The following is a 21,702-nucleotide window of genomic DNA, read 5'->3' on the forward strand; positions in this document are numbered from 1 at the left end:
CCTCGTCCGTGCGCACACCCAGGACAGGCGCCCGCGGCCGGGTCGGCTGTCGGTGGCGTTTGGTAAGAATGCAAGCGTGAGCAGCAAGGACGGAGTGGGCGGGGGCGGGGGCGACGAGGCGCCTCCGGAGCAGCTCGCGCTCATCCGGGAGAGCGTGCGCCGGTCCAGGGCCCCGCGCGCCAAGCCGCGGACCTGGCGGGGGGCAGCGCTGGCCGGGGAGCTGCCCGTCGCGCGGGTCCTGGTGGACAAGGGCGTGCTGCACCTCGACCGGTACTTCGACTACGCGGTGCCCGAGGAACTGGACGAGCAGGCGCAGCCCGGTGTGCGGGTGCGGGTGCGGTTCGGGGCCGGGCGCGGCCGGGTGCGGGAGGGGCGGCGTGAGGGCGGGGGCCTGATCGACGGGTTCATCGTCGAGCGGCGCGCCGAGTCCGACTACTCCGGGCCGCTGGCCGCCCTCGCCCAGGTGGTGTCCCCCGAGCCGGTGCTCGGTGCGGAGCTGCTGAGGCTCGCCCGGGCCGTCGCCGACCGCTACGCCGGCAGTCTCGCCGACGTCCTGCAGCTCGCCGTGCCGCCGCGCAGCGCCCGCGCCGAGCGGCGTCCGTCACCCGAGCCCCTGCCACCGCCGCAAGCCCCGGACGCCGGGTCCTGGGCACGGTACGAGAACGGGGGCGCCTACCTCGAGGCGCTGGCCTCCGGCGGCGCCCCCCGGGCCGTGTGGAACGCGCTGCCGGGCCCGCTGTGGAGCGAGGAGATCGCCCGGGCCGTCGCCGCCACGCTCGCCTCGGGGCGCGGCGCCCTCGTGGTCGTACCGGACGGGCGGGCGGCCGCCCGGGTCGACGGCGCGCTCACCGCGCTGCTCGGCGAGGGCCGGCACGCCCTGCTGACCGCCGACTCCGGGCCCGAGAAGCGGTACGCGCAGTGGCTCGCGGTGCGGCGCGGATCCGTGCGGGCCGTCGTGGGGACGCGCGCGGCCATGTTCGCCCCCGTGCGGGACCTGGGGCTCGTGGCCGTCTGGGACGACGGCGACGACAGCCACAGCGAGCCGCACGCCCCGCAGCCGCACGCCCGGGACGTGCTGCTGCTGCGCGCCACGCTGGACCGGTGCGCGTTCCTGCTCGGCGGGTTCGGCTGCACCGTGGAGGCCGCGCAGCTCGTCGAGAACGGCTGGGCCCGCCCGCTGGTCGCCGGACGCGAGCAGGTGCGGCGGGCCGCGCCCCTGGTGCGGACCGTCGGGGACGAGGACCTCGCCCGCGACGAAGCCGCCCGCGCCGCCCGGCTGCCCACCCTCGCCTGGCAGGCGGCCCGCGAGGGGCTGCGGCACGGACCGGTGCTGGTGCAGGTGCCCAGGCGTGGCTACACGCCCCGGATGGCCTGCGCGCACTGCCGGGCGCCCGCCCGGTGCCGGCACTGTTCCGGCCCGCTCGAGGGGCAGGACGGGGGCGTGCTGCGGTGCGGCTGGTGCGGGCGGGACGAGAGTGCCTGGCACTGCCCGGAGTGCGGCGGGTTCCGGCTGCGCGCCCAGGTCGTGGGGGCGCGGCGGACCGCCGAGGAGCTGGGGCGCGCCTTCCCGGCCGTACCGGTGCGCACCTCGGGACGCGAGCACCTGCTGGACACCGTGCCGGGCACGCCCGCGCTGGTCGTCAGCACACCGGGCGCCGAACCGGTCGCCGAGGGCGGTTACGCGGCGGCGCTGCTCCTCGACGGCTGGGCCATGCTCGTACGGCCCGATCTGCGGGCCGGTGAGGACGCGCTGCGCCGGTGGATGGCGGCGGGTGCGCTGGTGCGGCCGCAGGGGGAGGGGGGCACGGTGGTCGTCGTGGCCGAACCGACGCTGCGGCCGGTGCAGGCACTCGTGCGGTGGGATCCCGTCGGGCACGCGGTGCGGGAACTGGCCGAGCGGGCCGAGCTGGGCTTCCCGCCGGTGTCACGGATGGCGGCGGTGTCCGGCCCCCCAGCGGCCGTCACCGAGTTCCTGACGGCCGTCGAAATGCCCTCGGACGCCGAGGTGCTCGGTCCCGTCCCGGTACCGCCGGCGCCGCCCGGCCGGCCGCGCAGGGCGGGGGCGCCGCCACCCGGCGAGCACTGGGAGCGGGCGCTCGTACGGGTACCGCCCGGCAGCGGGGCCGCGCTGGCCTCGGCCCTGAAGACCGCGCAGGCCGCCCGCATGGCGCGGGGGAGCGGGGAGCCGGTGCGGGTGCGGATCGATCCGCCCGACATCGGATGACACGTCCGCCCGGTGGACACCCGGAGGACACTCGGCCCTCCCGCGGGACCGCCGGGAGGGCGCGGGCGGCCGCGTCAGCCGTTGCGCGGGCCCGGGAAGGTCGTGGCCGGCCGGACGTCGTCGCGCAGGGTCGGGCTGCCCGCCGTCGGCTGGGTGGGCATCGAGCGGGCCGCGGGGACCGTCGGCATGGCGGGCAGGCCGGTGTTCGCGTCGAGCGTGCGGGTGCCGGACGGCTCCGTCGCCCGCTCGGACTCGGCGGCCGCCTGGGCCGTGGCGCGCCGGGAGCCGTAACGGCGGTGCACCGCCTGCTTGGTGACGCCGAGCGCCGAACCCACCGCGTCCCAGGAGAAGCCGAGTGAGCGGTCGAAGTCCACGGCGGCCGTGACCAGGGTCTCGACACTGTCCCTGAGTTCCTGGGCGAGGCGCACCGTCGGGGCGGGGGCGCGTCCGTAGACGACGAAGCCCGTGGAGGGTCCGGAGCGGCGCGGACGGTAGACGTTGCCCAACTGTGCGGTGAGCGTGCGCAGTGCGTCCACCTGCCGGCGGACCCGCTCGATGTCCCGCACCAGCAGGTGCAGGCTGGCCCGGGCCTGGGCGTCGTGGGTTGCGTGGTCGGCCATGAACAAGCCTCTCGAACCGGCGTTGAAAGGAACCGGGCCGCCGGGGCGGCCCCCTGTGGTCAACTCTTACTTGACCAACGCGTGTGCGCTCCGCTGGTCACGGGGTGGGGGCGTACGGGCATATGCGTACGCCGTCCGCCGATCTGCGCACCCCCGGTGCGCGCGCCCCCTCCCGAGCCGGCCGGCGGACCGGCCGGGCGGTGATCCGTTCGTGGCCATAGACTGGTGCGCCGCCCGCCCGACCCCCGCCCGAGAGGCCCGATCCCGCCCATGAAGCTCGTCTTCGCCGGTACCCCCGAGGTCGCCGTTCCCGCCCTGGACGCCCTGATCGCCTCAGGACGGCACGAGGTGGCCGCCGTCGTCACGCGGCCCGACGCGCCGGCCGGGCGCGGGCGCAGGCTGGTCGCGTCGCCCGTGGCCGAACGGGCGGAGGAGTCCGGCATCGAGGTGCTCAAGCCGCTCAAGCCGCGGGACCCGGAGTTCCTGGAGCGGCTGCGGGAGATCGCCCCGGACTGCTGCCCGGTCGTCGCCTACGGCGCCCTGCTGCCGAAGGCCGCCCTGGACATCCCGGCGCACGGCTGGGTCAACCTGCACTTCTCGCTGCTGCCCGCCTGGCGCGGCGCCGCGCCCGTGCAGCACGCCATCATGGCCGGCGACGAGATCACCGGGGCCTCCACCTTCCTCATCGAGGAGGGGCTCGACTCCGGTCCGGTCTACGGCACCGTGACGGAGGAGGTCCGGCCCGCCGACACCAGCGGCGATCTGCTCACCCGGCTCGCCTTCGCCGGTGCCGGGCTGCTCGCCGCGACCATGGACGGCATCGAGGACGGCACCCTGAAGGCCGTGCCGCAGCCGTCCGAGGGCATCACCGTGGCACCGAAGATCACCGTCGAGGACGCCCAGGTGCACTGGCCGGCGCCCGCGCTGCGGGTGGACCGGGTCGTGCGCGGCTGCACCCCGGCGCCCGGCGCCTGGACCGTGTTCCGCGGGGAGCGGCTCAAGCTCATCCAGGTCACGCCCGTACCCGAGCGCACCGACCTCGCGCCGGGACAGCTCGCGGTGGGCAAGAACAGCGTGCACGTGGGCACGGGCTCGTACGCCGTTCAGCTGCTCTGGGTGCAGGCCCAGGGCAAGAAGCCGATGCGCGCCGCGGACTGGGCCCGGGGCGTGCGCATCACCGAGGGCGAGACGCTCGGCGGCTGAGCCCCGGACGGCGGGGGCGCGGCCGCTGCGACGTACGCTGGACACCGCATCCCCCTCTTCACATCCGGAGCACCTTTTTCGTGAGCGAGCAGTCCGGGCGGCCGCGCAGGCCCGCCAAGCCCTACCGCCGTCCCCAGAAGGACCCCGTACGCATCCTGGCCTTCGAGGCGCTGCGCGCGGTCGACGAACGGGACGCGTACGCCAACCTCGTGCTGCCGCCCCTGCTCAGGAAGGCGCGCGAGAAGGGCGACTTCGACGCGCGGGACGCCGCCCTCGCGACCGAGCTGGTCTACGGCACGCTGCGCAGGCAGGGCACGTACGACTCCGTGATCTCCGCGTGCGTCGACCGGCCGCTGCGCGAGGTCGACCCGCCGGTGCTCGACGTGCTGAGCCTCGGCGTGCACCAGCTGCTCGGGACGCGGATCCCGGCGCACGCCGCCGTCTCCGCCTCCGTGGAGCTGGCGCGGGTGGTGCTCGGCGACGGGCGGGCGAAGTTCGTCAACGCGGTGCTCAGGAAGGTCGCCCAGGACGATCTCGACGGGTGGATCGCGAAGGTCGCGCCGCCCTTCGAGGAGGATCCGGAGGACCATCTCGCCGTCGTGCACTCGCACCCCCGCTGGGTCGTCTCCGCGCTCTGGGACTCACTCGGCGGCGGCCGGGCCGGCATCGAGGACCTGCTGGAGGCCGACAACGACCGGCCCGAGGTGACGCTCGTGGCGCGGCCGGGGCGGTCCACCGCCGAGGAACTGCTCCGCGAGGAGTCCGCCGTGCCGGGGCGCTGGTCGCCGTACGCCGTGCGGCTGGCCGAGGGCGGCGAACCGGGCGCGGTCGAGGCCGTGCGCGAAGGGCGGGCGGGAGTGCAGGACGAGGGCAGCCAGCTGGTCGCGCTCGCCCTGGCGAACGCCCCGCTCGACGGGCCCGACCGGATGTGGCTCGACGGGTGCGCCGGGCCCGGCGGCAAGGCCGCGCTGCTGGCCGCCCTCGCCGCCGAGCGGGGGGCCGTGCTGCTCGCCGCCGAGAAGCAGCCGCACCGGGCCGGGCTGGTGGCCAAGGCCCTGCGGGGCAACCCGGGGCCGTACCAGGTCATCGCCGCCGACGGGACCCGGCCGCCGTGGCAGCCCGCGAGCTTCGACCGGGTGCTGGTGGACGTGCCGTGCACCGGCCTCGGCGCACTGCGCCGGCGCCCCGAGGCCCGCTGGCGGCGGCGCCCCGAGGACCTGGAGGGCTTCGCGCCGCTCCAGCGCTCCCTGCTGCGCACCGCTCTCGACTCCGTGCGGGCCGGCGGCGTCGTCGGCTACGCCACCTGCTCACCGCACCTCGCCGAGACCCGTGCGGTCGTCGCGGACCTCCTCAAGGAGCGCCCGGACACCGAACTGATCGACGCCCGCCCCCTGCTGCCCGACGTCCCCGCACTGGGCGACGGCCCCGACGTACAGCTGTGGCCCCACGTGCACGGCACGGACGCGATGTACCTGGCCCTGATCCGCAGAACCCCCTGACCCAGCTCCACGAGAAACCCACGTTCCCACGGACGCCTCACAGGGCCGGCCACCCTTCAGGGGCGCGGGGAACTGCGCGCTCAGTCCCCACGGCCCCGCGGACGCCTCACGGGTCCGGCCGCCCCCCAGGGGCGCGGGGAACCGCGCGCTCAGCCCCCACCGCCGGCCCGACGACCGCCAACCCGTGGACTGCCGTTACAGCCAAGCGCAGCGGCATGGCAGGCTTGGGTCATGGCCGTGCAGATCAACCCCAGCATCCTGTCCGCCGACTTCGCGCGCCTCGCGGAGGAGGCCAAGGCGGTCCAGGGCGCCGACTGGCTCCACGTCGACGTCATGGACAACCACTTCGTCCCGAACCTCACGCTCGGCGTACCGGTGGTGGAGTCCCTGGCCCGCGCCACGGACACCCCGCTGGACTGCCACCTGATGATCGAGGACCCTGACCGCTGGGCGCCCCAGTACGTCGAGGCGGGGGCCTCGTCCGTCACCTTCCACGTGGAGGCGGCCGCCGCCCCCGTGCGGCTCGCCCGGGAGATCCGCGCGAAGGGCGCCCGCGCCTCCATGGCGCTGAAGCCCGCGACGCCGATCGAGCCGTACGAGGACCTGCTGCCGGAACTCGACATGCTGCTGATCATGACGGTCGAGCCGGGCTTCGGCGGCCAGGCCTTCCTTGACATCATGCTGCCGAAGATCCGCCGCACCCGCGAGCTGATCGGCAAGCATGGTCTCCAGCTGTGGCTGCAGGTCGACGGCGGCGTCTCGGCCTCGACGATCGAGCGGTGCGCGGACGCGGGAGCGGACGTGTTCGTCGCCGGCTCGGCCGTCTACGGGGCCCAGGACCCGGCGGAGGCGGTCCGTGCCCTGCGCGCCCAGGCGGAAGCGGCCACCGCCCAGGCGTCGTGGGCATGCGACCACTGAGCCACAGCTACGTGAACGGTTAAGTGAACGGCGCCCATCAGGGCGGATCAGTCGCCCCGGATCTGCAAGGATGAGCGGCGAATCCAGAGTGTGAACAGCAGTGAGGAGATCGCCGTGTCGGGTATGTCGGCGGGCCGGTCAGCCATGCGGATGGGACCCGCTGAGCTGGTGCAGGCGGCGGCCATGGCCCGCCGCTTCTACCTCGAGGGCAAGTCCAAGATCCAGATCGCGGAGGAGTTCGGCGTCAGCCGCTTCAAGGTGGCCCGGGTCCTGGAGACGGCCCTCGAACGGGATCTCGTGCGTATCGAGATCCGTGTGCCGGCCGAGCTGGACGCCGAGCGCTCCGACGCGCTCCGCGCCCGCTACGGCCTGAGGCACGCCGTCGTGGTCGAGTCCCCGGCCGAGGCGGAGGAGACCCCCGACCCCGAGAACCTCGGCGAGGTCGCCGCCGACCTGCTCGGCGAACTCGTCAACGAGGGGGACGTGCTCGGGCTGGCCTGGGGCCGGTCCACCATCCACATGGCCGCGGCGCTCGACCGGCTGCCGCCGTGCACGGTGGTGCAGCTGACGGGTGTGTACGACGCCGGGACCTCCGAGCGCGGCTCGGTGGAGGCCGTGCGCCGGGCCGCCCAGGTGTCGGGCGGCGACGCGCACCCCATCTACGCGCCGATGCTGCTGCCGGACGCGGCCACCGCGGCGGCACTGCGCAACCAGACCGGGATCGCCCGGGCCTTCGAGTACTTCGACAAGGTCACGGTCGCCTGCGTCTCCATCGGCTCCTGGGAGCCCGGCATCTCGACGGTGCACGACATGCTCAGCGACGAGGAGCGCGCGCACTACGCCTCGCTCGGTGTCGCCGCCGAGATGGCCGCCCACCTGTTCGACGCCGAGGGGCGCCGGATCGGGCGGGACCTGGGGGAGCGGTGCATCACGGTCAAGGCCGACCAGCTGCGCCGGATCCCGGAGGTCGTGGCGATCGCCGGCGGGCAGCGCAAGGCGTCCGCGATCGACGCGGTGCTGCGTTCCGGGCTGGTCACCAGCCTGGTCACCGACACCTCCGCGGCGGACTACCTGATGACGGCGGGACCGACGCCGAAGCCCGCGCTCAGCCGGGCCGACCCCGACGGGCACTGACGCGTCCCCGGGCGCCACGCGCCGGTCTCCTTCACGGGCGGGCCGTGGCAGCATCGTCCGCATGCTGCCACGGCCCGTACTCCCTGCGCCCGCCCGGCACCCGGGGGCACCCGGGCCGCGCGCTGCCGGGCCTGCCGGGCCGCCCCGCTCGGCGTCCTGCCGCCCGGCCGCCCGGCCCTGGCGCACCGGGACATGGGCCGCACCGCTACGACGGACGGCACTGCTACGACGGACGGCACTGCTACGACGGGCGGCACTGCTACGACGGGCGGCACTGCTACGACGGGCGGCACTGCTACGACGGGCGGTACTGGGATGACGGACGGTACTGGGATGACGGACGGTCCGGAGACGGGCGAGGACCTGGCGGGCCGCGTCGTGGTCGCGCTGGACCTCGACGGGGTGACGGACAAGGCCGGCCTGATGGACCGCGTCGCCCGGGCCCTCGCGCTCCCCGACTGGTTCGGCCGCAACTGGGACGCACTGGCCGACTCCCTCGGCGACCGCACCGTCTGGCCCGAGGGCGCCGTCGAGCGGGGTCTGCTGATCGTGGTGCGCGACTGGGAGCCGTACGCGGGGGCGAGGCCGGCGGAGTGGCGGACCGCGCGGGAGGTGTTCGCCGAGGCGGTGGACCGCACCGCGGCCCTCGACGTCGCCCTCGCCCTTGGAGGATCCTCCTAGGGGTTCCCGGCGGCCCTGGATGTTCTGTGGGGGCACGGCGCGGACGCCCCCATGGGAGAATGAAGTACGTGCTTCTTGCCCCCCGGCGCACCCGTCGGGGGGTCACCTCTGATCGACTGGGATGTGCAGCACGTGCGTTTCCTCAACGACATCCAGCCCGCGTACGACCTGACGTACGACGACGTGTTCATGGTGCCGAGCCGCTCCGCGGTGGGCTCGCGCCAGGGCGTGGACCTCAGCTCGCCGGACGGCACGGGCACCACCATCCCGCTCGTCGTCGCCAACATGACCGCCATCGCCGGCCGGCGCATGGCCGAGACGATGGCCCGCCGCGGCGGCCTGGTGGTCATCCCGCAGGACATCCCGATCGACGTGGTCGCCGACGTCGTCTCCTGGGTGAAGAGCCGCCACCTGGTGCTGGACACCCCGATCGTGCTGGCCCCGCACCAGACCGTCGCCGACGCCCTGGCCCTGCTGCCGAAGCGCGCGCACGACGCCGGCGTGGTCGTCGACGACGACCACCGCCCCGTCGGCGTCGTCACCGACGCGGACCTCTCCGGCGTGGACCGCTTCACCCAGCTCGAAGTGGTCATGTCCCGGGACCTGCTGCTGATCGACGCGGACATCGATCCGGGCGAGGCCTTCAACCGGCTGGACGCGGCCAACCGCCGCTACGCCCCGGCCGTGGACGCCGACGGCAGGCTCGCCGGCATCCTGACCCGCAAGGGCGCCCTGCGCGCCACGCTGTACACGCCGGCCGTGGACGCGAACGGCAGGCTGCGCGTCGCCGCCGCCGTCGGCATCAACGGCGACGTCGCGGGCAAGGCCAAGCAGCTGCTGGACGCGGGCGTCGACACGCTCGTCATCGACACCGCGCACGGCCACCAGGAGTCGATGATCAGCGCGGTGAAGGTGGTGCGCGCCCTCGACCCGCAGGTGCCCATCGTGGCGGGGAACATCGTCTCCGCCGAGGGCGTCAGGGACCTGATCGACGCCGGTGCGGACATCATCAAGGTCGGTGTGGGCCCCGGCGCCATGTGCACCACCCGCATGATGACCGGCGTGGGCCGGCCGCAGTTCTCCGCGGTCCTGGAGTGCGCCGCCGAGGCCAGGAAGCACGGCAAGCACGTGTGGGCCGACGGCGGTGTCCGCCACCCGCGCGACGTGGCCATGGCCCTCGCGGCCGGCGCGTCCAACGTGATGGTCGGCTCCTGGTTCGCCGGCACCTACGAGTCCCCGGGCGACCTCCAGCACGACGCGAACGGCCGCCCGTACAAGGAGTCCTTCGGCATGGCCTCCGCGCGCGCGGTGCGCAACCGCACGTCCGAGGAGTCGGCGTACGACCGCGCCCGCAAGGCGCTGTTCGAGGAGGGCATCTCCACGTCCCGCATGTTCCTCGACCCGGACCGTCCGGGCGTCGAGGACCTGGTCGACTCGATCATCGCGGGCGTCCGCTCCTCCTGCACCTACGCCGGCGCCGGCTCCCTGGAGGAGTTCGCCGAGAAGGCCGTCGTCGGCATCCAGAGCGCGGCCGGCTACGCCGAGGGCAAGCCGCTGCACGCCAGCTGGAGCTGAGCCGGGCCGGTACCCGACGGCCCCCGCTCTCCCGGTGACGGGAGGACGGGGGCCGTCGGCGTCCCCGGGGGCGCCGACGGCGTCCGCGCAACGGTCGGCAGCCCGCGCGCAACGAATGGGTACCGCGCGCCGAGACACGCAATGATCTTGCGGCCAGACGCAAGGTTGCTGCATTACGCCCGCGAACCCGTTCCTCATAGGGTGCTGCGAGTACGAGGTGTGGCGGTGACCCCGCTCGGTGGGTTCCCGCCCCGCAGGGGTGCCACCGGTCCCCGCCGCCCTGACCGCAGTGACGAAGGAGTCAGCGCGTGCTCGACCAAGGCGCACCCCCGCAGTCCCCGCCCACGGCCGCCCCCCTGTCCACCGCTGCCCGCCTGATGCGCCGCAAGCCCGTGGAACGCCTGGTCGCCGAGGGCGGACAGGGTGAGGGAGGCACGCTGAGGCGCTCCCTCGGGCTGTGGCAGCTCACCATGATCAGCATCGGTGCCACCCTGGGCACCGGCATCTTCGTCGTCCTGGGCCAGGCCGTCCCCAAGGCGGGCCCGGCCGTCACCCTCGCCTTCGTGATCGCCGGGCTCACCGCCCTCTTCTCGGCCCTGTCCTACGCCGAGCTGGCCGGCACCATCCCGGTCGCCGGCTCCTCGTACTCGTACGCATACGCAACCATGGGCGAGCTGATCGCCTGGGTCTGCGGCTGGTGCCTGCTGCTGGAGTACGGCGTCTCGGTCGCCGCGGTCGCCGTCGGCTGGGGCGAGTACCTGAACGAGCTGCTGTCCGGCACCATCGGCGTCACCCTCCCGAAGGCCCTCGCCAACCCGCCCGGCGTCGACGGCGGTGTCTTCAACCTGCCCGCCCTGATCGTCGTGCTCCTCGCCATGGCGTTCCTGCTCGGCGGCGCCAAGGAGTCGGCGCGGGCCAACACGGTCATGGTGTGCGTGAAGATCGCCGCGCTGGTGCTGTTCTGCGCGATCGGCTTCATGGGCTTCAAGTCCGGCAACTACGCGAACTTCATGCCGCTCGGCATGGGCGGCGTCAGCGCGGCCGGAGCCACGCTGTTCTTCTCGTACATCGGCTTCGACGCCGCCTCCACCGCCGGCGAGGAGGCCAGGAACGCCCAGCGCGACCTGCCCCGCGCCATCATGCTCTCGCTGGTCATCGTCACCGCCCTGTACGTGCTCGTCGCCGCCGTCGCGGTCGGCGCCAGGCCGTGGCGGCAGTTCAGCGACTCGGAGGCCACCCTCGCCCGGATCATGCGGGACGTCACCGGGCAGGACTTCTGGGGCACCCTGCTGGCCTTCTGCGCCGTCATCGCCATCGCGAGCGTCGTCCTGACCGTGCTCTACGGCCAGACCCGCATCCTCTTCGCGATGTCCCGCGACGGCCTGGTGCCCAAGGTGTTCGCCCGGGTCCACCCGAAGACCGGCGCGCCGCGCGCCAACACGGTCATCGTGTCCCTGTTCTGCGGTGTCCTCGCCGCCGCCATCCCGCTCGGCCAGCTGGCGGACGCCACCAGCATCGGCACGCTGTTCGCGTTCGCGCTGGTCAACGTGGCCGTCGTGGTGCTGCGCCGGACCCGCCCGGAGATGAAGCGCACCTTCCGCGTGCCGCTGTCGCCGGTGCTGCCGGCGCTGGGCTTCCTCTTCTGCGTGTGGATGATGGGCAGCCTGTCCGCCGTCACCTGGGTCGTGTTCGGTGTCTGGATGGCCGTCGGTCTCGTGTTCTACTTCGGGTACGGCTATCGCCGTTCCCGTCTCGCGACCGACGAAGCCCTCGCGGTGACGGCAGAGAAGTGACCGGACCGAAGAAGTGAACCACCCTCAGTGCTGAACGATCTCGACGAACGCATCGTGCACGCCCTCGCCGAGGACGCCCGCCGCTCCTACGCGGACATCGGGCAGATGGTCGGCCTGTCCGCGCCCGCCGTGAAGCGGCGCGTGGACCGGCTGCGCGCCACCGGAGCCATCACCGGGTTCACCGTACGGGTGGACCCGGCGGCGCTCGGCTGGGAGACCGAGGGATTCATCGAGATCCACTGCCGGCGCAACACCTCGCCGGAGACGATCCAGCGGGGCCTGGAGCGTTACCAGGAGGTCGTGGCCGCGTCGACCGTCACCGGCGACGCGGACGCGATCGCCCAGGTCTTCGCCTCCGACATGCGCCACTTCGAGCGCGTGCTGGAACGCATCGCGGGGGAGCCGTTCGTGGAGCGCACCAAGTCGGTGCTGGTGCTGTCGCCGCTGCTGCGGCGCTTCTCCTCCGGGGCGCCCGGATAGGCCCTCCGCCGCGTGCGAACCGCGGGTTACCGCAGGTCACCATTGCGGCGCCGGGGCCGATCCCGTAGGTTGTGCCGAACTTTCTACCGACTGGTAACACCGGCAGGTACTTCATGCGCTGGCCCCTCGGCCGTCCCACCACCGTCCGTGCGCGGATCGTGGCGCTCGCGCTGGCCCCGGCCGTCGCCCTGATGGCCCTGTGGAGCTTCGCCATGGTGTCCGTCACGGCCGAGCTGCGTGCCCTCATCCGGCTCCAGGGCGTGTACGAGGACTTCGGCACCCCCGTGGACACCGCCATCGGGCAGATCCAGATCGAGCGCCGGATGTCCGCCGCCTATCTGGGCGCCCGCCTCGACACCGCCACCGCCGGGCAGCTGCTCGGCCAGCAGCGCCGTACCGACCGGGCCGTGGACGCCATGCGGCAGGCGATCCAGCGCGGCGACCGGGACCGGCTCACGGCACGGCAGCGGCAGGCCCTGGACACCGTGGTGCGGACCGCCGGCAGGCTGGACGGGCTGCGCGAGCGCGTGCTGTCCCGGGACATCAGCTGGGACCGGGCCGTCGAGGAGTACAGCGCCCTCGTCGAGCCCGGTTTCGACGTGCAGTCAACGCTGACCGCCCTGCAAGCCGGACAGCTCGCCCGTGAGTCGCAGGTCGTCGTCGAACTGGTCCGGGTACGCGAGTTCGTCTCGCGGGAGGACGCCCTGGTCGCGGGCGCCCGGGCGGCCGGCACGCTCACCGACCGGCAGTACGACAGCCTGACGGCGACGATCGAGGACCGCCGCGTCTTCGAGCGGACCTACGTACCGGACCTGCCCGCCGACTCGCGGGCCCTGTTCCGGCGGTTCCAGCGGGACGGCCTGCACCGCTCACTGGTGCGCGGCGAGGACGCGCTGCTGCGCGGCGGTGCCGCCGGGGCCGGCCGGGCCGTCGCGGCCGGCACCTGGCGCTCGACCACCGACCGGGCCGTCAAGCGGTACATGCTGCTGTGCACCGAGTCCGCCGAGAACTCCGCCGCGCGCGGCCGGGCGTTCGCCTACCGGGAGCTGACGAAGGCCGCCGTCGTCGGCGCGGTGGGACTGGCCGCCGTGGCGCTGTCGCTGTGGCTCGCGCTGCGCGGCGCCCGGCGCATCTCGCGGCGCCTGGAGGTCCTGCGGGACGCTGCGGACGTCCTGACGAACCGGCAACTGCCGGACGTCATGCGCAGGCTGAGCGCCGGTGAAAAGGTGGACGCGGTCACCGAGGCGCCGCCGCTCGCCGCCGACGAGGTGCGCGACGACGAGATCGGGCAGGTGGGCCGGTCCTTCAACACCGCGCGGCTCGCCGCCGTCGAGGCCGCCGTGAAGCAGGCCAACCTGCGCCGGGGCCTGTTCGCCGTCCTGCTCAACATCGCGCGGCGCAACCAGGCGCTGGTACACCGGCAGCTGAAGCTGGTCGACACCCTGGAACGGCGCACCGAGGACCCGGACGTGCTGCGGGAACTGTTCCGCATCGACCACCTGACCACCCGGATGCGCCGGCACGCGGAGAGCCTGATCATCCTCTCCGGCGCCACGCCCGGCCGCCGCTGGCGCGGGCCGGTGCCCGTCGCGGACGTCCTCGCCTCGGCCGTCAGCGAGATCGAGGACTACGCGCGCGTGGTGCTGCCGCCGATGCCGGAGGCCGGCGTCGCGGCGGACGCGGTCGCCGACGTCGTCCACCTCGTCGCCGAACTCCTGGAGAACGCCACGGCGTTCTCGCCGCCGCACACCGAGGTCACCCTGCGCACCGGACGGGCCGGCAACGGCCTCGTCCTGGAGATCGACGACCGGGGCCTCGGGCTGGACGCCGGCCAGCGCGCCGAGGCCCACCGCACCCTCACCGATCCCGACGCCTTCGACCCCACCCGGCACGACCGGCTCGGCCTGTACGTCGTCGGCCGCCTCGCCGTCCGGCACGGCATCGAGGTGAACCTGCGCGACTCCCCGTACGGCGGTACGACGGCGGTCGTGCTGCTGCCGGAGAGCATCCTCGCGGAGCCCGGGCCGGTCACGTCCGGCCCGGGGACACGGCAGGACGCGCGGCAGGGGCCGAGCGGCGCACCGGTCACGCACACCGCTGCGCGGCAGGAGCGCGAGTCACTCGCACCGCGGCCCGCCAAGGGCGTCGCCGAGGTGCGGGAACTGCCGTCGAGGCGGCGGACCCGGCCCGGTCCGGCGGAGCGCGACCCGGCGCCGGCCCCCGCGCAACGGCCCGGCCCCGCCCTGCCCACCCGGACCCGCCAGGCCTCCCTCGTCCCGGAACTGCGGGACGAGCCGCCGCGCGAGCGCGCCCCCGAGCGCGCCCCCGAGCGCGCCGTCGACGCCGACGAAATGCGCGCGATCTTCGGCGCCTTCCAGCGCGGCCTCGACCGCGGCCGCAGAGGCCTGCCCGCGACGGGCGGCACGCCCGACGACGCGACCACCCACGCCGACGAAGGGACGGACACCGACGATGCCCGGTGACGACCAGACCCCCGAGAAGCCCGACGTCCTCTCCGGCGCGCCCGGCACCGACCTCGGCTGGCTGCTGGACGACCTGGTGGCCCGCACCGACCACGTCCGCCAGGCCGTGCTGCTCACCGCCGACGGCCTGCCGCTCAGCAGCTCGGCCGGGATGCGGCGGCGGGACATCGAGCACCTGGCCGCCGTCTGCTCCGGCTTCCACGGCCTGGCCGGGTCGGTGGGGGAGCGGTTCGCCGCGGGCTCGGTGCGGCAGACCATGGTGATGCTGGACGACGCCTACCTCTTCATCACCCCCGCCGGGCACGGCAGCCGGCTCGCCGTGCTCAGCGAGGCCCGGACCGACGTCGGCCAGCTCGCCCACGAGATGGCCCTGCTCGTCCGCCGCCTCGGCCGCCACCTGGACGCGGCCGCCCGCTCGGCCCCATGATCCCGCGGTGAGCGACGAGCACTGGTACGAGGACGAGACCGGGTCGATGGTGCGCCCCTACACGGTGACCCGGGGCCGTACCCGGCCCGGCGGCCGGCACACCATCGGCCTGATGTCCCGCGTCACCGCGCTGGCGTCCGACGGAGCTGCCCGGCCGGTCCTCGACCACGCCCCGGCGGCCCTGCTCGACCTGATCCACCGCGGCCCGCGGCCCTTGGCGGAGCTGGCCGCGGACGCCGACCTGCCCCTGACCGTCGTCCGCGTCCTGCTCGGGGACCTGGCCGAGGCCGGCCTGATCCGCATCGACGAGCCGCTGCGCACCCCGGTCACCGGACCGGACGCCGACCCGGACCTGCTGCGGGAGATCGTGCAGCGGCTGAGGGAGATCTAGGACCTCGCGCCCGTGCCGGACGGATGACCACGGGAACCCGGCCCGCCCGGGTTGGGTGGATGGCTCGGGCAGGGTGGCCTGTCCGGGCTGGGCGGATGACTTCGGCAGCGTGGATCGTTCGGGCCGGGCGGATGACCCCGGCAGCGTGGCCCGTCCGGGCCGGGCGGATGACCTCGGCAGTCTGGGCCGTCCGGGCCGGGTGGCAGAGCCGGGGAGCCCGGACCTCCCGGGCGGACGAGAAAACCCGTGACCGGGCCATAGGAGCGGCACCTGGGGATCGACGGGAGGAACCGGCCGGGCGGGGCACGCAACGAATCGCCGTCCGGGCCTGCTGTCGCGCAACAAACCGCGCACCGGCGCGCAACGGCTCCTTCTTGTCCGGCCGAGCGCGCCGAACGTACCTTCTTTGTGGCCCCCAAAACATCCAGTTCCGGTGAGGATCACCATGCGCACCGCCCTGCTCCAGAGCTCCGGCCGCCCCGGCTCCGTCGCCGAGAACCTCAAGGTCCTCGACGAGGCCGCGGGCCGTGCCGCCGCCGCGGGCGCCGCGCTGCTGGCCGCGCCGGAGATGTTCCTCACCGGGTACGCGATCGGCGACGGCATCGCCCGCCTCGCCGAGCCCGCCGACGGCGACTCCGCCGACGCGGTCGCCGAGATCGCCGGCCGGCACGGTCTCGCCCTCGCCTACGGCTACCCGGAGCGCGACGGCGAGACCGTGTACAACTCCGCCCAGCTGATCTCCGCCGACGGCACCCGGCTCGCGAACTACCGCAAGACCCATCTGTTCGGCTGCGCCGAGCGCGAGCACTTCACCCCCGGCGAGCAGTCGCTCGTCCAGGCCCGGCTGGGCGGTCTGACCGTCGGCATCATGATCTGCTACGACGTCGAGTTCCCGGAGAACGCGCGCGCCCACGCCCTGGCCGGCACCGACCTGCTCGTCGTGCCGACGGCGAACATGCACCCGTTCCAGTTCGTCGCCGAGTCCATGGTGCCGGTGCGGGCCTGGGAGAACCAGATGTACGTCGCGTACGTCAACCGGGTCGGCCCGGAGGGCGAGTTCGAGTTCTTCGGCCTCTCCGCCCTCGCCGGACCCGACGGCATCGCCCGCACCCGCGCCGGCCGCGGCGAGGAACTCGTCGTCGCCGACGTCGACCCCGCCTTCCTCGCCGCCTCCCGCGAGGCCAACCCGTACCTGAAGGACCGCCGCCCCGGTCTGTACGGGTCCCTGGTCTGACCCCCGAGCCCTCCCTGAACCACCCCCGCGCAAGGAGTCCGTACCCCATGACGTCCACGGTGCCCAACGCCGTCGAGCACGCCGACGAGCAGCAGCCGCCGATCACCATGTTCGGCCCGGACTTCCCCTACGCCTACGACGACTTCCTCGCCCACCCGGCGGGCCTCGGCCAGATACCCGCCACCGAGCACGGCACCGAGGTCGCGGTCATCGGCGGCGGTCTGTCCGGCATCGTGGCCGCGTACGAGCTGATGAAGATGGGCCTCAAGCCCGTCGTCTACGAGGCCGACCAGCTCGGCGGCCGGCTGCGCACCGTCGGCTTCGAGGGCTGCGACGAGGAGCTCAACTGCGAGCTGGGCGCCATGCGGTTCCCGCCGTCCTCCACCGCCCTCCAGCACTACATCGACCTGGTCGGCCTGGAGACCAGGCCGTTCCCGAACCCGCTCGCCGAGGCCACCCCGTCGACCGTGGTCGACCTCAAGGGCGAGTCCCACTACGCCGAGACCATCGACGACCTGCCCCAGGTCTACCGGGACGTCGCCGAGGCCTGGAACAAGTGCCTGGAGGAGGGCGCCGACTTCTCCGACATGAACCGCGCCATGCGCGAGCGGGACGTCCCGCGCATCCGCGAGATCTGGGCGAAGCTGGTCGAGAAGCTGGACAACCAGACCTTCTACGGCTACCTGTGCGACTCCGAGGCCTTCAAGTCGTTCCGGCACCGGGAGATCTTCGGCCAGGTCGGCTTCGGCACCGGCGGCTGGGACACCGACTTCCCGAACTCCATCCTGGAGATCCTGCGCGTCGTCTACACAGAGGCCGACGACCACCACCGCGGCATCGTCGGCGGTTCCCAGCAGCTGCCGCTGCGCCTGTGGGAGCGCGAGCCGGAGAAGATCGTCCACTGGCCGTACGGCACCTCGCTGAGCTCCCTGCACGTGGACGGCGAGCCCCGCCCGGCCGTGACCCGGCTGCACCGCACCGCGGGCAACCAGATCACGGTGACGGACGCGAACGGTGACATCCGCACCTACAAGGCGGCGATCTTCACCGCCCAGTCCTGGATGCTGCTGTCCAAGATCGCCTGTGACGACTCGCTCTTCCCGATCGACCACTGGACCGCCATCGAGCGCACCCACTACATGGAGTCCAGCAAGCTCTTCGTGCCCGTGGACCGGCCGTTCTGGCTGGACAAGGCCGTCGACGACAGGGGAAATCCGACGGGCCGGGACGTCATGTCGATGACGCTCACCGACCGCATGACCCGCGGCACCTACCTGCTGGACGACGGCCCGGACAAGCCCGCCGTGATCTGCCTTTCCTACACCTGGTGCGACGACAGCCTGAAGTGGCTGCCGCTGTCCGCGAACGAGCGGATGGAGGTCATGCTGAAGTCGCTCGGCGAGATCTACCCCAAGGTCGACATCAGGAAGCACATCATCGGCAACCCGGTGACCGTCTCCTGGGAGAACGAGCCCTACTTCATGGGCGCGTTCAAGGCCAACCTGCCGGGCCACTACCGCTACCAGCGGCGCCTGTTCACGCACTTCATGCAGGACCGGCTGCCCGAGGACAAGCGGGGCATCTTCCTCGCCGGCGACGACATCTCCTGGACGGCCGGCTGGGCCGAGGGCGCCGTCCAGACCGCGCTGAACGCGGTCTGGGGCGTCATGCACCACTTCGGCGGCGCGACCGACGCGACCAACCCCGGCCCGGGCGACGTCTACGACGAGATCGCCCCGGTGGAGCTTCCCGAGGACTGACCGGGACCAAGGACAGGGCGCGGCCGGCCGGCCTCAGACTCCGGCCGCCCGCGCCTTCTCGAACACCTCGGCGGCGACGTCCTTCAGTTCCGCCGCGTCCCGGGGGGTGCCCTGCAGGTCGACGAGGATCTCGTCCAGACCGACCTCGGCGTGCTCGGCGAGGTCCGCCACGATCTGGTCGGCGCTGCCCTGGAAGGGTTTGCGGCCGGCGCCCTCGTACGGCTTGGCCTGCCAGGCCGCGTTCACCCGCAGCACTGTCCGGATCGGCTCGGTGCGGCCGCGCTCCTCGGCCAGGTCCCGCAGCCGCCGCCACTGCGCGGCGATCCGCTCGGCCCCCATGCCCACCGGCAGCCATCCGTCGGCGTGGTCCACCAGCCGCCGCCAGGCCCTGCCGTTGCCCGCGGCCAGCAGGATCGGGATCGGCCGCGCCGGCTTCGGCCCGACCACGGCGGAGGCGATCCTCGTGAGGGGACCGTCGTGGGCGACCGGATCCGCGCCCCACACGGCGCGGCACACCCCGATGATCTCGTCCAGCACCTTGCCGCGCTCCTCGAAGGGCCGGACGCCCGAGGCCGCGTACTCGTCCAGCGACCAGCCGGTGCCGAAGCCCGCCACCACCCGTCCGCCGCTCGCCGCGTCCAGCGTGGCCAGGGCCTTGGCGAGCTGGAACGGCATGTGCAGCGGTGCCACCAGGACGCTGGAGCCCAGCTCCGCCCGCTCGGTGGCGGCCGCGGCCAGGGCGAGGGTGACCAGGGGGTCGGCCACGGCCCGGTACTGGTCGGGCCACGGCAGGCCCTCGATGCCGTAGAGCCCCTGGGTGGCGGGTTCGGGGAACAGGGCCCGCTCGAAGACCCACAGGCTCTCGTAGCCGATCTCCTCGGCGGCGCGCGCCACCTCGGGTACGTCCTCGCCGATCGAGTACTGCCGCATCTGGGGAAGACCGAGTCCGAGCCGGGTCGCCATACGGGTGCTCCTCTGCGATCGGGTACGTGCCGGTGAACGCCATGCGATCACGGGGGAGTTCCGCGGGCGGCGCGGAAGGGCGGGATCAGGCCACCTCAGTCGGTGAGCGGTGTGAGCAGCATCCGCCCGGCGAAGCCCACTCCCGCGTCCAGCCGTTCGGTGAACTCTCCGGCGAGGTCCCCGCAGCGGCGCAGCGCCCACAGGGCCCGCGCCGCCGCCCAGGCCGCGTCCCGGGCCCGCTCCATGCTCCAGGAGCCCAGCAGATGGGTGAGCGGGTCGGCGAGCTGCAGCAGGTCCGGGCCCGGCATCAGGTCCTCGCGGACGCGCTCCTCCAGTGAGGTGAGCAGGTCGCCCACCCGGTCGAACTCGTCCTCCACGTCGGCCGGTTCGCAGCCGAGCGCGCGGCAGGTGTCCACCACCGCGAGCGCCAGGTCGTGCCCGATGTGCGCGTTGACGCCCGCCAGCGCGAACTGCAGCGGCCGTACGCCGGGGTGGCGGCGGAGCTGGAACAGCGGACGCCAGCAGGCCGGCGGGCGGCGGCCCGCGGCCGCCGCGTCGACCGCCGCCAGGTACCGCTCGGCGAACCGCACGTCCAGCGCTGCCGCCGCCCGCGGATCGGTGAACTCCCCGGCGTCCAGGCGCCGGTCGACCTCCTCGGTGACGGCGAGGTAGACGCGGTTGAACACGGCCACGCCGTCCCGCTCGGGCAGGGCCGCGTCGAGCGCGCGCATCCGGGAGACGACCGCGTCGACGTCAGTGGTGAGGTGTTCCAGCCGCGTCATGGTGGAAGGGTCCCAGCCCCGGACCGGCCCGCGTGCCGACCGGACCGGTGCTTCGCCGGAACGGGGGAACGCGGCGCGGTCCCGCGGCTTCCCGGGGCCCGGCCGGGACGTCCTCCCGCACGCCTACGGCTGGGTGCGCTCGGCCTCCGCGTCGTAGCTGGAGGTGCCCTCGTCCAGCAGGGGCTCCTGCTGCTTCAGGTGGGCCGGGGCGAAGGCGCGCAGGGCGTGGTAGCCGGTGATGACGACCAGGGTGCCGAGGGCGATGCCGCTGAGCGAGAAGTGGTCGGTGAACTTCATGCTGACGTTGCCGACGCCGATGATGATGCCCGCGGCGGCCGGCACCAGGTTCAGCGGGTTGCGCAGGTCCACCCTGGCGTTGCTCCAGATCTGGGCGCCGAGCAGGCCGATCATGCCGTAGAGGATGACGGTGATGCCGCCGAGGACGCCGCCCGGGATCGCGGCCACGACCGCGCCGAACTTGGGGCAGACGCCGAAGAGCAGGGCGAAGCAGGCGGCGGCCCAGTAGGCGGCGGTCGAGTAGACGCGGGTCGCGGCCATCACGCCGATGTTCTCGGAGTAGGTGGTGTTCGGCGGGCCGCCCACCGCGGTCGAGAGCACGGAGGCGACGCCGTCCGCCGAGATCGCCGTGCCGAGCTGGTCGTCCAGCCGGTGGCCGGTCATCTCGCCGACCGCCTTCACGTGCCCGGCGTTCTCCGCGACCAGCGCGATGACGACCGGCAGCGCGACCAGGACCGCCGACCACTGGAAGGTCGGCCCGTGGAAGGACGGAAGGCCGATCCAGTCGGCCTTGGAGACGCCGGAGAGGTCGAGGCGCCAGTGGTCGGTGAGCCTGCCGCTCGCGTCCACCGAGTGGATCTTGCCGAAGACCCGGTCGCAGGCCCAGGAGAGGCCGTACCCGAAGACCAGCCCGAGGAAGATCGCGATGCGCGACCAGAATCCGCGCAGGCCGACCACCGCCAGACCGGTGAACAGCATCACCAGCAGGGCGGTCCACTGGTCCTGCGGCCAGTAGGTCGAGGCGGTCACCGGGGCGAGGTTGAAGCCGATCAGCATGACGACCGCGCCGGTGACGATGGGCGGCATGACGGCGTGGATGATGTGTGCGCCGAAGCGCTGCACCAGCAGCCCCACCAGGAACAGCACGGCCCCGACGACGAGGACGGCGCCGGTCACGGTCGCGCTCGTGCCGCCCTGGGCGCGGATGACGGCGGCCACGCCGACGAACGACAGGGAGCAGCCGAGGTAGCTCGGGACCCGGCCGCGGGTGGCGAGCAGGAAGATCATGGTCGCCACGCCCGACATCATGATCGCCAGGTTCGGGTCCAGGCCCATCAGCACGGGCGCCACGAAGGAGGCGCCGAACATCGCGACCACGTGCTGGGCACCCAGGCCCACCGTCCGGGGCCAGGAGAGCCGTTCGTCGGGGCGTACCACCGCTCCGGGCGCGGGCGTGCGCCCGTCACCGTGCAGTTTCCAGCGCACGCCGAGGTCCATGGTGGGGTTTCGCTTTCTCT

General features: G+C 73.8%; 18 protein-coding genes. 14 read left to right on the top strand and 4 right to left on the bottom strand.

The genetic code is table 11. The features are described 5' to 3' along the window. The first annotated feature begins 76 nt into the window (after positions 1–76). The gene (locus tag IE177_RS14800) at positions 77–2,224 is read left to right on the top strand and encodes a primosomal protein N' (protein ID WP_190015779.1); all 2,148 of its coding nucleotides are present in this window, start codon (positions 77–79) and stop codon (positions 2,222–2,224) included. 74 nt (positions 2,225–2,298) lie between these two features. On the opposite strand, the gene IE177_RS14805 is transcribed toward IE177_RS14800, so the two are convergent. Next, positions 2,299–2,844 (bottom strand): hypothetical protein, encoded by a 546-nt coding sequence (locus IE177_RS14805; protein WP_190015780.1) that lies wholly within the window; start codon positions 2,842–2,844, stop codon positions 2,299–2,301. Between the two features lie 270 nt (positions 2,845–3,114). Here IE177_RS14805 and fmt point away from each other — a divergent pair, with 270 nt between their 5' ends. The 13 genes from fmt (at position 3,115) to IE177_RS14870 (ending at position 18,422) form a co-directional block, all read left to right on the top strand. Beyond that, positions 3,115–4,047, top strand: coding sequence for a methionyl-tRNA formyltransferase (gene fmt, locus IE177_RS14810; RefSeq protein ID WP_190015781.1), 933 nt, complete (start codon positions 3,115–3,117; stop codon positions 4,045–4,047). A gap of 80 nt (positions 4,048–4,127) precedes the next feature. After that, on the top strand, positions 4,128–5,546 hold the full coding sequence (locus tag IE177_RS14815; RefSeq protein WP_190015782.1) for an RsmB/NOP family class I SAM-dependent RNA methyltransferase: 1,419 nt from the start codon (positions 4,128–4,130) through the stop codon (positions 5,544–5,546). 231 nt (positions 5,547–5,777) lie between these two features. Beyond that, entirely contained in the window at positions 5,778–6,464 is a 687-nt protein-coding gene (rpe, locus tag IE177_RS14820) for a ribulose-phosphate 3-epimerase (RefSeq protein ID WP_190015783.1), read from the top strand. Between the two features lie 90 nt (positions 6,465–6,554). Beyond that, complete coding sequence (locus IE177_RS14825; RefSeq protein ID WP_190015784.1) at positions 6,555–7,598, top strand: sugar-binding transcriptional regulator; 1,044 nt, start codon at positions 6,555–6,557, stop codon at positions 7,596–7,598. 333 nt (positions 7,599–7,931) lie between these two features. Then, complete coding sequence (locus IE177_RS14830) at positions 7,932–8,279, top strand: barstar family protein (RefSeq protein WP_190015785.1); 348 nt, start codon at positions 7,932–7,934, stop codon at positions 8,277–8,279. 132 nt (positions 8,280–8,411) lie between these two features. After that, positions 8,412–9,854 (top strand): GuaB1 family IMP dehydrogenase-related protein, encoded by a 1,443-nt coding sequence (locus IE177_RS14835; protein ID WP_190015865.1) that lies wholly within the window; start codon positions 8,412–8,414, stop codon positions 9,852–9,854. A gap of 308 nt (positions 9,855–10,162) precedes the next feature. Further along, positions 10,163–11,647, top strand: coding sequence for an amino acid permease (locus IE177_RS14840; protein ID WP_190015786.1), 1,485 nt, complete (start codon positions 10,163–10,165; stop codon positions 11,645–11,647). Positions 11,648–11,674: 27 nt separating this feature from the next. After that, entirely contained in the window at positions 11,675–12,127 is a 453-nt protein-coding gene (locus IE177_RS14845; protein WP_073899367.1) for an Lrp/AsnC family transcriptional regulator, read from the top strand. Between the two features lie 113 nt (positions 12,128–12,240). Continuing rightward, entirely contained in the window at positions 12,241–14,610 is a 2,370-nt protein-coding gene (locus tag IE177_RS14850; RefSeq protein WP_190015787.1) for a sensor histidine kinase, read from the top strand. Further along, a complete protein-coding gene (locus tag IE177_RS14855) occupies positions 14,600–15,037 on the top strand; it encodes a roadblock/LC7 domain-containing protein (protein WP_190015788.1) in 438 nt (145 codons plus the stop codon). Before IE177_RS14850 ends, IE177_RS14855 begins: the two co-directional genes overlap by 11 nt. A 7-nt stretch (positions 15,038–15,044) precedes the next feature. After that, a complete protein-coding gene (locus IE177_RS14860; RefSeq protein WP_229816041.1) occupies positions 15,045–15,428 on the top strand; it encodes a DUF742 domain-containing protein in 384 nt (127 codons plus the stop codon). A gap of 445 nt (positions 15,429–15,873) precedes the next feature. Further along, positions 15,874–16,662, top strand: coding sequence for a carbon-nitrogen hydrolase family protein (locus IE177_RS14865; protein ID WP_190015867.1), 789 nt, complete (start codon positions 15,874–15,876; stop codon positions 16,660–16,662). A gap of 47 nt (positions 16,663–16,709) precedes the next feature. Continuing rightward, complete coding sequence (locus IE177_RS14870) at positions 16,710–18,422, top strand: flavin monoamine oxidase family protein (RefSeq protein WP_190015789.1); 1,713 nt, start codon at positions 16,710–16,712, stop codon at positions 18,420–18,422. Positions 18,423–18,455: 33 nt separating this feature from the next. On the opposite strand, the gene IE177_RS14875 is transcribed toward IE177_RS14870, so the two are convergent. The 3 genes from IE177_RS14875 to IE177_RS14885 all read right to left on the bottom strand — a co-directional run bounded on the left by IE177_RS14875 (position 18,456) and on the right by IE177_RS14885 (position 21,682). Continuing rightward, complete coding sequence (locus IE177_RS14875) at positions 18,456–19,385, bottom strand: TIGR03619 family F420-dependent LLM class oxidoreductase (protein WP_190015790.1); 930 nt, start codon at positions 19,383–19,385, stop codon at positions 18,456–18,458. A 95-nt stretch (positions 19,386–19,480) separates the two neighbouring features. Further along, positions 19,481–20,167, bottom strand: coding sequence for a DUF5995 family protein (locus tag IE177_RS14880; protein WP_190015791.1), 687 nt, complete (start codon positions 20,165–20,167; stop codon positions 19,481–19,483). A 123-nt stretch (positions 20,168–20,290) separates the two neighbouring features. Further along, complete coding sequence (locus tag IE177_RS14885; RefSeq protein ID WP_190015792.1) at positions 20,291–21,682, bottom strand: uracil-xanthine permease family protein; 1,392 nt, start codon at positions 21,680–21,682, stop codon at positions 20,291–20,293. Positions 21,683–21,702 lie beyond the last annotated feature (20 nt).

This window comes from Streptomyces lucensis JCM 4490, from assembly GCF_014650035.1.
GTDB lineage: Bacteria > Actinomycetota > Actinomycetes > Streptomycetales > Streptomycetaceae > Streptomyces > Streptomyces lucensis.